General features: G+C 48.2%; 15 protein-coding genes. 8 read left to right on the top strand and 7 right to left on the bottom strand.

All coding sequences use genetic code 11. From position 1 onward, the window contains the following. Nucleotides 1-682 precede the first annotated feature (682 nt). Complete coding sequence (gene nadD / locus ACFW2W_RS20415) at nucleotides 683-1,312, bottom strand: nicotinate (nicotinamide) nucleotide adenylyltransferase (protein ID WP_378182416.1); 630 nt, start codon at nucleotides 1,310-1,312, stop codon at nucleotides 683-685. A gap of 328 nt (nucleotides 1,313-1,640) precedes the next feature. Here nadD and murC point away from each other — a divergent pair, with 328 nt between their 5' ends. The 3 genes from murC to ACFW2W_RS20430 all read left to right on the top strand — a co-directional run bounded on the left by murC (nucleotide 1,641) and on the right by ACFW2W_RS20430 (nucleotide 4,713). Continuing rightward, complete coding sequence (gene murC / locus ACFW2W_RS20420) at nucleotides 1,641-3,179, top strand: UDP-N-acetylmuramate--L-alanine ligase (protein WP_378182419.1); 1,539 nt, start codon at nucleotides 1,641-1,643, stop codon at nucleotides 3,177-3,179. A 141-nt stretch (nucleotides 3,180-3,320) separates the two neighbouring features. Continuing rightward, nucleotides 3,321-4,301: a UDP-N-acetylmuramate dehydrogenase gene (gene murB, locus ACFW2W_RS20425; RefSeq protein ID WP_378182422.1), complete on the top strand. Its 981-nt coding sequence runs from the start codon at nucleotides 3,321-3,323 to the stop codon at nucleotides 4,299-4,301. Nucleotides 4,302-4,374: 73 nt separating this feature from the next. Next, on the top strand, nucleotides 4,375-4,713 hold the full coding sequence (locus tag ACFW2W_RS20430; RefSeq protein ID WP_190410563.1) for a YbaB/EbfC family nucleoid-associated protein: 339 nt from the start codon (nucleotides 4,375-4,377) through the stop codon (nucleotides 4,711-4,713). 191 nt (nucleotides 4,714-4,904) lie between these two features. On the opposite strand, the gene ACFW2W_RS20435 is transcribed toward ACFW2W_RS20430, so the two are convergent. Next, nucleotides 4,905-6,275 carry an SGNH/GDSL hydrolase family protein gene (locus ACFW2W_RS20435; RefSeq protein WP_378182425.1) on the bottom strand — a complete coding sequence of 457 codons (1,371 nt, stop codon included), beginning with the start codon at nucleotides 6,273-6,275 and terminating at the stop codon, nucleotides 4,905-4,907. A gap of 331 nt (nucleotides 6,276-6,606) precedes the next feature. Between ACFW2W_RS20435 and ACFW2W_RS20440 the strand changes: the two genes are divergently transcribed. After that, nucleotides 6,607-7,083, top strand: coding sequence for a low molecular weight protein-tyrosine-phosphatase (locus ACFW2W_RS20440; protein ID WP_378182428.1), 477 nt, complete (start codon nucleotides 6,607-6,609; stop codon nucleotides 7,081-7,083). Nucleotides 7,084-7,121: 38 nt separating this feature from the next. Here the strand turns inward: ACFW2W_RS20440 and ACFW2W_RS20445 are convergent, their stop codons facing one another. Beyond that, nucleotides 7,122-7,787, bottom strand: a complete 666-nt coding sequence (locus tag ACFW2W_RS20445; protein WP_378183031.1) for a response regulator transcription factor — start codon at nucleotides 7,785-7,787, stop codon at nucleotides 7,122-7,124. Nucleotides 7,788-7,882: 95 nt separating this feature from the next. Here ACFW2W_RS20445 and ACFW2W_RS20450 point away from each other — a divergent pair, with 95 nt between their 5' ends. Continuing rightward, on the top strand, nucleotides 7,883-8,644 hold the full coding sequence (locus tag ACFW2W_RS20450) for an HpcH/HpaI aldolase/citrate lyase family protein (RefSeq protein ID WP_378182431.1): 762 nt from the start codon (nucleotides 7,883-7,885) through the stop codon (nucleotides 8,642-8,644). A gap of 220 nt (nucleotides 8,645-8,864) precedes the next feature. Beyond that, on the top strand, nucleotides 8,865-9,536 hold the full coding sequence (locus ACFW2W_RS20455) for a 2OG-Fe dioxygenase family protein (protein ID WP_378182434.1): 672 nt from the start codon (nucleotides 8,865-8,867) through the stop codon (nucleotides 9,534-9,536). Between the two features lie 95 nt (nucleotides 9,537-9,631). Here ACFW2W_RS20455 and ACFW2W_RS20460 read toward each other — a convergent pair whose 3' ends face one another. The 4 genes from ACFW2W_RS20460 to ACFW2W_RS20475 form a co-directional block, all read right to left on the bottom strand. Continuing rightward, nucleotides 9,632-9,796, bottom strand: a complete 165-nt coding sequence (locus ACFW2W_RS20460; RefSeq protein WP_378182437.1) for a hypothetical protein — start codon at nucleotides 9,794-9,796, stop codon at nucleotides 9,632-9,634. 72 nt (nucleotides 9,797-9,868) lie between these two features. Continuing rightward, nucleotides 9,869-11,455 carry a glucose-6-phosphate isomerase gene (locus ACFW2W_RS20465; RefSeq protein WP_378182439.1) on the bottom strand — a complete coding sequence of 529 codons (1,587 nt, stop codon included), beginning with the start codon at nucleotides 11,453-11,455 and terminating at the stop codon, nucleotides 9,869-9,871. Between the two features lie 221 nt (nucleotides 11,456-11,676). After that, entirely contained in the window at nucleotides 11,677-11,934 is a 258-nt protein-coding gene (locus ACFW2W_RS20470) for a cytotoxic translational repressor of toxin-antitoxin stability system (protein WP_378182442.1), read from the bottom strand. 107 nt (nucleotides 11,935-12,041) lie between these two features. Beyond that, a complete protein-coding gene (locus tag ACFW2W_RS20475) occupies nucleotides 12,042-12,260 on the bottom strand; it encodes a hypothetical protein (protein WP_378182445.1) in 219 nt (72 codons plus the stop codon). A gap of 116 nt (nucleotides 12,261-12,376) precedes the next feature. Here ACFW2W_RS20475 and ACFW2W_RS20480 point away from each other — a divergent pair, with 116 nt between their 5' ends. Both ACFW2W_RS20480 and ACFW2W_RS20485 read left to right on the top strand, forming a co-directional pair. After that, complete coding sequence (locus tag ACFW2W_RS20480; protein WP_378182448.1) at nucleotides 12,377-13,270, top strand: branched-chain amino acid ABC transporter permease; 894 nt, start codon at nucleotides 12,377-12,379, stop codon at nucleotides 13,268-13,270. A 79-nt stretch (nucleotides 13,271-13,349) separates the two neighbouring features. Further along, complete coding sequence (locus ACFW2W_RS20485) at nucleotides 13,350-14,138, top strand: ABC transporter ATP-binding protein (protein WP_378183034.1); 789 nt, start codon at nucleotides 13,350-13,352, stop codon at nucleotides 14,136-14,138. Nucleotides 14,139-14,143 lie beyond the last annotated feature (5 nt).

A 14,143-nucleotide genomic window follows, 5' to 3' on the forward strand; every position in this document is an offset into this window, starting at 1 on the left:
AGGAACTCTGATAAGTACAGAAATGGCAAGCAATCGGGCGCTGGCTTAGATGCCAAAATCTAATATTACCCGCCGTTCAACACCTACCGCGAAACTTGTTACTTAAGGTAGAGGTGCTGATGAGTTGTTTAAGCTACCTAGCAAGTTGCGGCGACTAGGTAAGTATAAACAAGCGAATGCGAGTAGAGCGCACGCTTCGCTATCGCAGCTTTTGACTAGGGGCTAAAACTAAAGCCAGATTATTCGCTAGGTATTTGTGAGGCTACACGCTTAGTAGCTTAGGACAGTATCCAGAAGCGATCGCCTCCCTGCTATGACGAAACCATATAGCTCCAGCCTAATTACCCGATCTTGAAGCACGATTGGTGAGTAATCCGATTCCGATGCAGATGGCGAATGTGCTATCAAATCATTTGAAATGATATCAAGAAGCGATCGCCTTCTATGACTTAGTGCTTAAAAGTGAAACTCAATGACCATCAAGTTGAATTCGCCAAATAAATAACAAAAAACGGGTTTCGGCAGAAGATCTACGGGCAATGTAAGCCCAGTATTGTGGAATGCAAGAAGAGCTGAGTGCAATGGAGGTAAGAGTTCGCCCATTCAGAGGGACGCGACAGGCATCAGACACTGTTCAGCATTGTCTATGCAATAAAAATAAAAAATAATTCATTCTTAATTTTTAATTCTTAACTCCTCCGTAGAGGTTGTGGGTGGAAATATATACTCTGACGGCTTCTGGGACTAAATAACGAATTGAGTGTCCTTGGCGACAGTAGTGGCGAATCAAACTCGATGAGATGCCCACTTTTGGCATTTTCAACAACTGCCAGCGAATAGTCAACCCTTGGGCGGCAAGCTGCTCTTGCACCTGGTGGCACAAATTCTCCTGAGGATCATCCATTGAGGCAAGTGATTTTGAACGCGGTGCTACTAACCATTCACAAGCTGGTACAAGTTCCTGACGCCGATACCAACGGGGTAAGTTTCCAAAAGCGTCCATGCCAATAATCCAGTACCAGTGGGTACTGGAGTAGAGATTTTGTAGGTCAAGCAGTGTATGAATGGCATAATCTGGACGGGTACAATTTGGCTCCACAGGCAAGAGGACAAAGGCTGGATGGTCTGCGATCGCCTGTTGCACCATTTGAGCGCGATGCTCAAATTCCACCGCCACTTTGTAGGGAGGACAACGACTCGGTACCCAAATGACCTGGTTCAGAGACGCTTGAGATAAGGCAGTTTCCGCCATCAACAGGTGTCCCCAGTGAATGGGATCAAAGGTGCCACCCAAAATTCCCAAGTTTTGCATACAAGATCCGTTGTGGCTTGTCTCCTATTCTCCAGCTTAAGCAGTAAAAATGCGGATGATCTGCTACTGTCTTGGTGTTAGTCTTTGCAAGAAGTTTCCGGACTGAAATGCATTTTGACGTGTAAAGATAAAAACCATCCCATGATAGAAGCCGCTCTTTTTAGAAATGACCTAAAGTGCAGTTAAGCGAAGAAAAGTGCATTCTGCGATCGCGCTTTTGGGATTGTGCTGTAAATCTTGACAAGGTTGTATCAGGAAAAATCAATTCTTGATATGATAGCGCGTGTTATCCGTGCAGCCTGGTGTGTGTGGTGTGTAAGGAGTTAAGATGCCGAATACTGTTGATTTTACCGGGAGGCCATTTCATTTCATCGGCATTGGTGGAATTGGAATGTCAGCTCTCGCCTACGTTCTAGCCAAGCGTAAGCTGCCTGTATCTGGATCGGATATTCATTCCAGCCATATTACTAAACGTTTGCAGGCCGTTGGCACTCATGTTTTTGGAAGTCAAGACGCCTCAAACTTGGAATTTTTTCAACCAACCGAGGACTCAGTCTACGAAGCATTACCAACGGCAGTTATTGGTATAAGCGATCGCCAGGAACCATCCTGGGAACCTGTAGAAACTGGAGCTACCCGGTCTAGTCGAGGGTCATCTGCAAAACTTAGAGCAATGGCTCTACCCCAAGTGATTTGTTCAACCGCAATCAATCCGGCAAACTCTGAATATCGGGCAGCCATTGAATTAGGCTGTCCGATTTTTCATCGTTCGGATTTATTAGCAGCTTTGATCCAGCATTACCAAAGTATTGCTGTCGCTGGTACTCATGGGAAAACCACAACCAGTAGTTTGATTGGGTATTTACTGCTACAAGCAGGATTAGACCCAACAATCGTGGTCGGCGGTGAAGTGAATGCCTGGGGAGGCAACGCGCGGTTGGGAGACGGCCCCTATCTGGTCGCGGAAGCGGATGAATCAGATGGGTCTTTATCGAGACTCTCAGCCACAATTGGCGTGGTTACAAACATTGAACTGGATCATCCAGATCACTATGAATCGCTCGAAGAGGTGATTACCACCTTCCAGATATTTGCCAAACGCTGTAAAACCTTGGTGGGGTGCATTGATTGTGCTGTAGTCAGAGATTGTCTGCAACCCACGATCGGCTACAGCTTGCGGCGAGATTCTGGGGCTGATTATACAGTCGATGAGGTGGATTATCGGGCTGATGGCACAGAGGCACAAGTCTGGGAACGGGGAGAAATTTTGGGGAAGCTCTCCTTAAAGTTGCTAGGAAAGCACAATCTCAGCAATGCCCTAGCAGCCGTGGCTGTGGGTCGTCAGCTGGGGATGGATTTTGAGGTAATTGCAGAGGCGATCGCTACTTTCGAGGGTGCCCGCCGCCGATTTGAGCTGCGGGGCGAGCGCAATGGTATCTACTTTGTGGATGATTATGCTCACCATCCCAGCGAACTTCTGGCAACACTGTCAGCGGCGCGCTTGCAAGTGTTGCCGCCGCGACGGCTTGTCGCTATTTTCCAACCGCACCGCTACAGCCGGACGCTCGCTTTTTTACCGGAATTTGCTCAATCTTTTAAAGATGCCGACATTGTGGTTCTGTGCGATATTTATAGCGCCGGAGAACCCAATTTGGGGCAAATTAGCGGTGAACAGGTCGCGGAATTAGTTGCGGCTAATCATCCGAACGTGCATTACCAACCGTCTCTGCCGTCAATCTGTAAGTTACTTACAGAAATCCTCCGACCGGGCGACTTGGCTCTGTTTTTGGGGGCGGGGAACCTCAATCAGATTATTCCTGAGGTCATGGCGTTCTATCAAAAAACTGACGAAGCCAGCCTCAAGTAATCGGTGATGACTGAATCCGTTAGCTGAATTGAAGTCGTACTTGTGAGTAAAGTAAGTTCCCAGCTAACAGATTCATTCAAAATTACTCAAAACTCATGTTGTGGCCTCAGATGTCTCGGCATTCAAAATTGTGATATTGATATGACTCTCTCTTATGATCCACCCAGCGTTGTAGACGCTTCTTCCCCCCAGAAAAAATCCCCCAAGTCTTCTTCACCCCTTTACCTACCTGGAACCGATTGTATTGTGCGATCGCAAGCTCCCCTCTCTAGCTTGACCTCTTTTCGGGTCGGAGGCCCAGCCGAATGGTATGTAGCTCCCCGCCGCACCGAAGAACTGCAAGCCAGTTTTGAGTGGGCGCGGTATCAAGAATTGTCGATCACTCTCTTGGGAGCCGGTTCAAATTTACTGGTGAGCGACAAAGGTCTTCCCGGTTTAGCAATCTGTACTCGCCATCTCCGCCACACCCACTTCGATCCGGAAACGGGTCAGGTGAGTGCAGGTGCCGGAGAACCCATTGCCCGCCTCGCATGGCAGGCAGCAGAACGCGGCTGGCAAGGGTTGGAATGGGCAGTTGGCATCCCCGGCACAGTCGGCGGCGCAGTGGTGATGAATGCAGGCGCTCACACCAGCTGTACCGCTGATATTTTAGTCAACGTCCAAGTCCTCTCACCCAGCAGAAAAGCTGAGATTTTGACACCCCAACAACTGGGATTTGCCTACCGCACCTCAATCCTGCAAGGAGGCGATCGCTTGGTGACGCAGGCAACCTTCCAACTCCAACCGGGAGCCGACCCAGCCCAAGTTATGGCAACAACCGCCAAACATCTAGAGCAACGGCGAACCACTCAGCCCTACCATTTGCCAAGTTGCGGCAGCGTTTTCCGCAATCCTGATTCCCACAAAGCCGCCTGGTTGATTGAACAAACTGGACTCAAAGGCTACCAGATTGGCGGTGCCCAAGTCGCCCAGCGCCATGCCAACTTTATTCTCAACTGCGGCGGTGCTACAGCTAGCGATATTTTCCATCTGATTCGCTATGTTCAGCAGCAAGTGGAACAGCATTGGTCTCTGTGCTTAGAACCAGAAGTGAAAATCTTAGGTGAGTTTCAGCCTGCTTAAAGGTGTCGCCAGACGCCAAGGATACTAAGATTGAAATTGGCTTGCAAGTCTATCGCATACGGCATTAATAGTTATGACACAAAAAGGATTTGGCTTTGGCTTAGGCAAAATGAAAGAACTAGCCGAAGCTTTTAAAAAAGCGCAGCAGGTTCAAGAAGGTGCCAAAAGGCTTCAAGAAGAATTGGAGCAAATGGAGATTGGGGGAGAGAGCAGCGGTGGAAGCGTTAAGGTGTTCCTCAGCGGCAATCAAGAACCTCTGCGAGTGGAAATTTCAGCAGACGCCTACAATCAGGGAGCAGATGCTCTGGCTGAACTTGTAACAGCGGCAATGAAAGATGCCTACGAAAAGTCCACTGCAACAATGCGATCGCGCATGGAAGACCTCACCAGCGGACTCGATCTGCCACTGTAACCCCTAAAGGATTTCCCAAGAATCAATCGAACGATCTTGTAAGGCAGGCGTCTCGCCTGCCACCCAGTTAATCGTAGGCAAAACGGCGATAAATAGTTCTTGGGTTGGCAATCTTTTAAGATAGGCAGAGAAGCTTCAGGAGCAGAGGAGAATTTGGCTCTACACTCTTGTTTTCTCCCCCGTTCCCTTGCTTATTGCGGTGGCTTTGCGGGCTTTATCTGTAGCTGCGGTAACTCCAAAAACGTTTTGTAGAGTCGATCTGCCAGCACCGTATTGGCTTCATCCGTCAAGTGAATGGCGTCTGAAAAAGCCTGACCGGGAAAATTCTGGTAAAGCTTGTAAAAATTCAGCACTTTCACATTTTGCGGAAAACTTCGCTGTAACTGCCCAGTCGTTGTTTCTAATTGTCCATAACCGGCTTGCACTCGCTGAGTATAGGTTGAACCGAGTTCGTTTAAAAGCTCTCGTTCTCTTAGGGAAAGATTATTCGTTGAGCGCCCGGTGATTTCTGGCTGAACTACCAAAACCAAAGGCATCTGTGCCGCTGCTGTCAGACGAATCATCTGTGTCTGGTGATTTTGATAGCGCTTAACTCGACGCTCCAGCTCAGTTGTGTTAGCTGCCAGACGTTGTGCTAAAGGGACGCTTTCCTCACTCACTGCCATACTAAGCCGCTCCACAGACGGTTGCGGCTTTAACAGCCAATATTGTGTTGCTTTCACTAAATAGGTTTGATTGAGCCAGCGCTTCATGTCCTGATTCAGCTCAAACCATAGATGCCCTGCTGCGTTGTTCAGAAAGTTTTCTACATGAGGGATATTTGTTTCGTTTTCAGTGCTGGGTAGCATTAAATCTGCATACCCATTCAAAACCACAATCGCATCGGGCTGGTAAGGCAAAATCTGGAGGGCAAACTCAGCCAGTTCGTTCCCGGAAGTATAGCCGGGAACCGCCGCATTAATGACACGATAGTTGCCTTCCCGAATCCGTAGTGGCAAGGCAAGTGCTTTCACCCGTTCTGGTTTGTAGTAGGGCAAGAAATCCGGGCGAAATTTCTCTGGGGAAGCTTTCTGCTGCTTTACCCGGATATTGAGGCTACCTTCCAGTTTATTGGCAAACGTGGTGGGGTTATTGGAACTCATTTGACCAAAAGCTGTGGAACCGCCCAAAATGAAAACCCGAATTTCATCTTTGGGTTTCGCTTTGGAAACCGGCTGGTCATCACGAAAACCCTGTTCGTTAATGCGCCAGAATTTGCTCTGCTGATTTCCTGCCAGCTGATATCCCACTGATAAACGCCGTTTGGCAACCAGACGCCCGTCATTCGGTAACCCCCCGTAGGGTTGCTGGTTTTGATCGAGGAATTTAAGACCGTAGGCGGTAACTTCTGCTGGCTCACCTTCATAGGCTGTCAATTCAGCATTTTTGCCCGCAACGCCCACAACAATCCGTGCAAGCAGTTCCAAGAGAATCAAAATCAGGGGCAGAGCCAGGAGTAGGATCAGAAGCGAAGGCGGCTGGCGGCGTTTTTGGTAAGGTTTGTAGCGGGACTTCTTAAACATTAAGTAATGAACCTCAAATGACCAACGAACAAAGGAAGTAAAAGGCGAAAAAGGGATGATTAAATGTTTGCCTTTCGCTTTCATGAGTTGCCGGTGGAGTAAGGCGGAATAACAAAGCCAAAGATTAGCTCGATCCCGGCATCCGTTATTCCACCGCGATCGCAGTATGCAACAATTTCGTTGCTAAACTTAACACCGGGGTAGATGACCACTTATGATGAATGGGTTATACCGATTGACTTTTCCCTAAATGCTGGTGCGGAATTAGGGACTTGTGAGTGGGGAAGTGTATCAATCATTAAACGTACAAAACTAGACATCTTATCATCAAATGTCCTACAAGTTATTATTCGTTTGCCTGGGTAATATCTGCCGGTCGCCTGCGGCAGAGAACATCATGAACCATTTAATTGAGCAAGCAAACTTAGAAGAACGCATTGTCTGCGATTCTGCCGGTACCGCAGGTTATCACATTGGTCGTTCCCCCGACCGACGCATGACAGTAGCCGCAGGACATACAGGAATTAAACTCCAAGGTCGGGCGCGGCAGTTTCAAAAGTCTGACTTTGAGGATTTTGACTTGATTGTGGCAATGGATCGGGAGAATTACCGCGATATCCTCTCCCTTGACCCATCTGGGAAGTATCGGGACAAGGTGCGGCTGATGTGTGACTTTTGCACCCGCCATACTGCGACTGAGGTGCCTGACCCCTACTACGGTGGCCCGGAGGGGTTTAACCAAGTCATCGATTTACTTTTAGATGCCTGTGAGGGTCTGCTACAACACGTTAGTCATGTTAATAACTAATGCCTAATCAAATTCAACAATTAGCGATTAGCGATTGACTATTCCACTAGATGATGCTCTAAGGCAAAACGCACTAGTTCGGCTCGGTTGCTAGTTTCCGTTTTTCTCAGCAGGTTGCTGACGTGCTTTTCCACTGTCCGAGGACTGAGGTGCAGCTCGTTGCCGATGTCGGCGTTAGATAAACCCTTGGTGAGTAAATCTAGAACTTCCTGTTCTCGCGGAGTCAAGTTGAATGAGTTTGAAGGAGTATGTTGGGGAAGCCGAGGAGCTTCAACTTCCTTCTCTGGTGTGGCAACAGCATGAATAAGCGATCGCCATTCGACTTGAATCATCTGCGATCGCTCTAAAAGATTGCGAATCACTGCCCCTAACTCATCCAACTCAAACGGCTTGGGCAGATATAGATCGCAGCCTAATTGGTAGCCCCGAATCCGTTCTGAGGTACTCGCACGCTCCGTTAAGAAAATCACTGGCAATAAACGAAACGCTGGGCGTTGACGGAGACGCCGCACCAGTTCATAGCCATCCATCCGGGGCATCATAATGTCTGTTACCAGCAAATGAGGATGATATGACTCAACTAAACTGAGAGCTGCTTGACCATCCTCAGCTGTAATGACTGAGTAGCCAGACATTTCCAGATAATCGCATATAGAAAGCCGAATTCCTGGATCGTCATCGGCAACCACGATGAGCAAAGGCATGGGCACAGAGGAAGAGCGTACATAACCCCTAGAATAGGTCAAGTCCATCCTAAAAGTGGGAACACTGTTCTGCCTCTTAAGGTGAAAACTGACCAATGCGTGAAAACCAACTAAAACGAAAACTCAAGCGAGGTGAGGTCGTCCTCGGCCCGTTCATCAACTGCGCCTATCCAGCGTTTATAGAAATCTGCGGACACGCAGGATTTGACTTTGCCGTGATTGACATGGAACACGGTGCCCTCAACACACTGGTTGCCGAAGACCTGTGCCGTGCAGCCGACTGCGTGGGATTGGCACCGATTGTACGCATCCGCAAGAACGACACACCGCAAATTCAACGGGCACTGGACATCGGCAGTGCCGGTGTCCAAGTGCCTCAGATAGAAACTCAGTCCGACGCGGCGGATGTTGTGCGTGGTGCCAAATATAGCCCTCTTGGTTCGCGTGGACTTTCATTTTACACCCGTGCTGGCGTGTACGCAGCAGCAGGGACGCAAATTACAAATCAGCTCAACGAAGAGTCTCTGATTGTCATTCACGTCGAAGGGATTCGCGGCGTCGAAAATATCGAAGAAATTGTCAGCGTGCCCCACATTGATGTCATTTTTCTCGGTCCCTATGACTTGTCGCAGTCCTTGGGCATTCCGGGGCAAGTGCAAGACTCGCGGGTGCTTGAGCTGATGCAAAAATGCGTCACCACTATTCGCAATGCTGGGAAATCTGCGGGCACATTTGCCGATAATCCTGAAACGGCGAAGCAGTGGATTGATGCCGGGGTTCAGTACATCGCGCTTGGTGTGGATGTCGGTATTTTCCTGCGAGCTTGCGAGGCGTTGGTAAAAGCAGTGCGAACTTAAGGTTGCCGATTCAGTAAAATCCCAGAGAAGGAAGGAATATGTAAAACTATATCTAAATTTTTACATTTCACCGAGTCGTGGGGAGGGAATATTTATCAAAAATTTGCATTAAGTTTGTATCATGAACAACCAAATTCAAAATTCTAAGTTTATGCTTAAAGAATAGTCTTCCTTAAGTAGGAAGAAAAACTGGGGATCGAAGCGTATTGGAGAAAAAACAATGCAAACGCTACCGGGATCGACGGATTTGGCTTATGCCATGATGTTTACCTTACACAAAGTCCATTCCGTAAAAATAGAAGGTTTTAAGCCATTCTTTAGCGATCTTCCTGTTGACCCTTACATCAAAAATAATTATCGTTTCAGAAGACTATCTCGGTTCAAAGTATTTGGAAATGAGTTAATCAAGCTACCGCATGGTTACTTGTTTCAAAGCAAGCAATACAATCCCTTAGTGGGTGATATCAAGCGAGAGTATGCCGAACTAGATGACGCCATTACTAAGCTTGAAGATTTCAAAAAACTTGTTTTGGCATTTATTGATTACTGCCAACTCGACTCAGAAGCCGTTGAAATAGGAGTTCATCAAATTAGAACTACCTGTTCGCCAGATAATTATGGAAACCCAGCGCCTGAAGGGATTCATCGAGATGGGACTGATTTTGTCGGCATATTTTCTGTAGGACGGGAAAATATTCAAGGTGGAGAAACCCATCTTTACAAATCCAAAAAGCATGACGCGGTTTTTTCTAAAGTTCTCCATCCGGGCGAACTGCTATTAGTCAACGATCGGGAATTTTTTCACTATACAACTCCCATTCAGCCGCTATTTCATGGTGAAGGAACAAGGGACGTATTTGTTCTGACTTGCCCCAGTTTATTGACAAATTAAACAGGAGAAGGATTTAATTTCTCAGTTTCAGATGCTGAGTGGGGGACGCCTAGGGGAATTGTTACCGCGATTGGAACCTATGGGATAGCGATCGCTTAAAGGAATGTACTGATAGCATCGGCGCGAGCAACACTACCAGCACAAAACTCCCTCGCACTACCAGCATTGTTTCGTGACTGGACTGAGGGGATGTAAAACTCAGCCACTCCCCTCTTCACGGAAGCTAGCGGACGGATCTCAATCCCCTTGATTAGAGCCATATTCAGGATCCTTCGAGTTGAAGGTTTGTCTTCGCTCTAAAATGCCAAATTTAGGATATTTGTCAGAGCCGTTTAAGTGGCGGCAACCATCAAACTGCTAGGTTCGCCCAAATTACCTTTTAAGACAACACTCCGCTGATTGGCATCAAGATGGCGCAGAATTTTGTAAATTGCCTCAATTTGATCGGAGGCACCCGCTTTCTGGGCCAAGTCAGTCAAAGAAAGGGGAGCGCCTTCCTCTTGTAGCGCCATCAATACTCGTCTTTGCAAGTCGAGAATGGCGGCGGCAGCTTTTTTACCCGCTTCTACCCCTGGCTGGTGATAAGCATTAATATTGACCAGGAAACCATAAAGTCCTACAGCCCGCTCATACAGAGCAATTAACGCACCAAGCACACGGGGATTTACCTGAGGAATCGTCACGGTGACAGAATCTCGATGGTTTTCATAGAGAGCTTGTCGGGTTCCCTGGAGTAAACCAGAGAGATAGTCGCCGGATGTGACTCCCGGCTCGACGACGGGGGAGTCACCCTGCCGGTCTTCTAAGACTTCAATGAAAGTGAGGAAGAAATTCGGGACACCCTCTCGCAGCTGCTGCACGTAAGCGTGTTGGTCGGTTGAGCCTTTGTTGCCATAGACAGCAATCCCTTGGTAGACAATATTTCCATCAAGGTCTTTTTCTTTGCCCAAAGATTCCATTACTAGCTGTTGCAAATAGCGGCTGAATAGCAGCAGGCTGTCTTTGTAGGGCAACACCACCATATCTTTTTCGCCCTTGCCGTTTCCCGCGAAGTACCAGCTCATCGCCAGTAGTGCGGCTGGATTTTTCTTAACTTGGGGCAGGCGAGTGGCAGCGTCCATTTCTTTGGCACCGGCAAGCATGGCGCGGATATCAATGCCCTGCAAGGCGGCTGGGAGCAATCCTACCGCTGACATCTCCGAGGTACGTCCTCCCACCCAATCTTCCATCGGGAAGGTTGCCAGCCAGCCTTCTGAGTTCGCCTGCCGATCTAATTTGCTGCCTTCCCCAGTGATGGCGACAGCTTGAGGGGGAAAGTTCAGATTCCGCTCGGCAAAGGCTTTTTGCACTTCTACCATGCCATTGCGGGGTTCTGGCGTTCCCCCAGATTTGGAGATGACTAAGATGAGGGTGCGGTTAAGCCGATCTTTGAGCTGGGTGAGGATACGGTCAATGCCCGCCGGATCGGTGTTGTCAATGAAGTGGATTGCTAGGGGTGGGAAGTCTGGGGCGATCGCTTCGGCGACAAACTGAGGTCCCAGCGCCGACCCGCCGATGCCAATCGAAACAATGTCGGTAAATTTTGGAGCATTGGGCGGATGAATTTCGCCACTATGGATTTTTTGGGCAAACGCTTCAACCTGCTCTAAAGTTTTGACAATCTGTTGTTTGATTTCCGGTGTGGGGGCTAAATCAGAGTCGCGCAGCCAGTAGTGACCCACCATGCGGTTTTCATCAGGGTTAGCTATTTCGCCTCCCTCCAATGCCTCCATATTCTTGAACGCCTTCTCAAACCTCGGCTGCATCGCCTCGACAAACTGATTATCAAACCGCATCCGGCTGACATCAAGGTAAAATTCTAACCCCTCATGGTAGTAGAGCCATTCCTGGTAACGTTGCCAAAGTGCAGCAGCATCCATAAGTAAATCTCAATAAGCGTGTTTTCAGTCAACACAAGTTTAAGGTAAGCTTCAGCATCACTTTTGACGAATTAGCCTGTGAATTCAGCAATTGTGCAATTCCACTCCTACCAAATCGAGATTTAGAATGGCTTTAGACTCCTGTACGGGCAGATTTATCTGGGAAAATCCACCCGATCAATCCACCCGTTACAACGACCGACTTCTACCACGTAAGCCTCCTAAAGACGCGGTTTGGGCAGAACCCGCAGAAATTTAACGAGATGCCCTGTCACTTCAATCGCAATCAGATAGTCATCTATCGTAAAGCGGTAGAAGATATTATCAGACCCGATTCCCCTGAGTTCCGGCAAGTCGGTAATTCGATCGATCCGCATGAACTCCTCAAAGACGAATTCATAGATCCGCTCTCTAGCTGCGTATTCTAAGTTCTTCAGGTCTCGCAGAAAAGACCGGGCATAGCGCACTTCTAGTTTCACAGGGCAACTGGCTCTTACTCCAAATGGCAGATACTTTTTCTTTTTACTGTGAAATTTGGATAAAAGCGCTTTTTACCAGTTGATGCCACTGGCGAACAGGAGAGAACTTAGGGGAAGTGCAACATCCGGAGAGCTTCTTCGCGGGTTAGGGTTTCCCCAGGCTGTACGGTATGCTTCGACTCTTGGATGGCTTTGAGGATATACAGGTCATAATAAATCTGTTGTAGAACTTTCCAGGCGTCATCCAAGTTGTCATCAGCGAGTTGATCGATTAACTCAGGCAGCTGAGCGGTTAAGCGTTGTAATCGACCTCTGAGAAAATTCATAATTAAACACCAGCGAACAAAGTAACATTCCCCAGAGCCTTCTTGTTAGAGGGATCTTGGACAATCTAAAGTTTAGAGTTGATAGTTTATAGTTTATTGAGTCTCACAAGCGTGGCATGGCTGGCTATCTGATTTTTTTGACAATTTCTACGACAATTTTTGCCCTGTTTAGCTTGGGTTTAAATTTACAGTGGGGGTTCACAGGACTGATTAATTTTGGGCATATTGCCTTTATGACAGTGGGTGCATACACCACTGTGTTGTTGAGCTTGCAGGGGGTTCCCCTGATTTTCGGGGTGGTTATCGGTGCTGTTTTAGCAGCGCTGTTAGGACTGTTGATCGGTTTATCAACTCTGCGGTTGCGGGAAGATTACTTAGCAATTGTGACCATCGGCGTTTCCGAATTGCTGCGTTTGGTTGTCAATAATCAGCCGTTGCCAATGGGCAAAGAATTCCGGCAAGGATCGTTTGGGGTATATGGGTATGCCTTGCCACCGGGAGATAAGCTTGGGTTGATGGTGTTGTCGCTGCTGGTATTGGGGCTGACGTTTTGGCTGCTGGAGACGTTGGTGCGATCGCCTTGGGGTAGAGTGCTAAAAGCTATCCGAGAAGATGAGCAAATTCCCAAAGCACTGGGAAAAAATGTCTTTTGGTACAAACTACAATCTTTTATGCTGGGAGGAGCGATCGCCGGTGTCGCTGGTGCTTTTTTAGCATGGCAGACGACAACGGTTTACCCGAATAACTTTGAACCGCTGACCACTTTCTACGCCTGGACGATTGTTGTATTGGGCGGTGCTGGTAACAACGTGGGCACGATCCTGGGGGCGGTGATTTTCTGGGGTTACGATAGTTTAACTCGCTTTTACTTACCTCAGTTGGTGCATCTCGATGCCTCGCGGGAAGGGGCATTTAGAATCATGGTGATTGGTTTAATCATGATGGTGCTGATGGTTTGGCGTCCACAGGGTATCTTAGGGAAAAAAGAGGAACTGACCCTTGGCAAATAACTCGCACATTCCGCCCAATCGGTTCTCTGAGGGGTCTTTAAACGGTGGCGGCAAGCATCTCGAAGCAAGCCCAAATTTAGTGGAAGCAGACCAAAAACCCCAACCCTCAGAAATCTCTTTATTAGCTGCCAGCGGACTCTGTAAAAGCTTCGGCGGAGTTCGGGCTGTCGATAATGTTGAGATTATGGTTCCTCTTGGCAGTATCACGGGACTGATTGGCCCGAATGGTGCTGGCAAAACGACGCTGTTTAATCTCCTATCAAACTTCATTCATCCAGACAAAGGGCGGGTGATTTTTGACGGCGAACCGATTCATCAGTTGCAGCCATATCAAATTGCTCAGATAGGAATGGTTCGCACATTTCAGGTAGCGCGGGTGCTATCGCGGCTTTCGGTAATGGAAAATATGCTGCTGGCAGCTCAAAAACAAACGGGGGAAAACTTTTGGAAAGTTTGCTTTCAACCCCATGTGGTGGCGAAGGAAGAACGGCAGCAGCGAGAAAGAGCCACGATTCTGCTGGAATCGGTGGGGTTGGCAGCGAAGGCGCAGGATTACGCTGGGGCGCTATCTGGAGGGCAACGCAAGCTGCTGGAAATGGCACGGGCGCTGATGACGCAGCCGAAGCTAATTTTATTGGATGAACCGGCGGCTGGAGTGAATCCGACGCTGATTAAACAAATCTGCAACTACATCACCCAATGGAATCAGGAGGGCATGACCTTTTTGATTATTGAACACAATATGGACGTAATCATGTCCTTGTGCGATCGCGTCTGGGTTGTCGCTGAAGGTCGCAATCTTGCTGTGGGGACTCCCATTGAAATTCAGCGCCATCCACAAGTTTTAGAAGCTTACCTGGGGCAATAGAGCAG

The organism is Coleofasciculus sp. H7-2 (assembly GCF_042747725.1).
GTDB lineage: Bacteria > Cyanobacteriota > Cyanobacteriia > Cyanobacteriales > FACHB-T130 > FACHB-T130.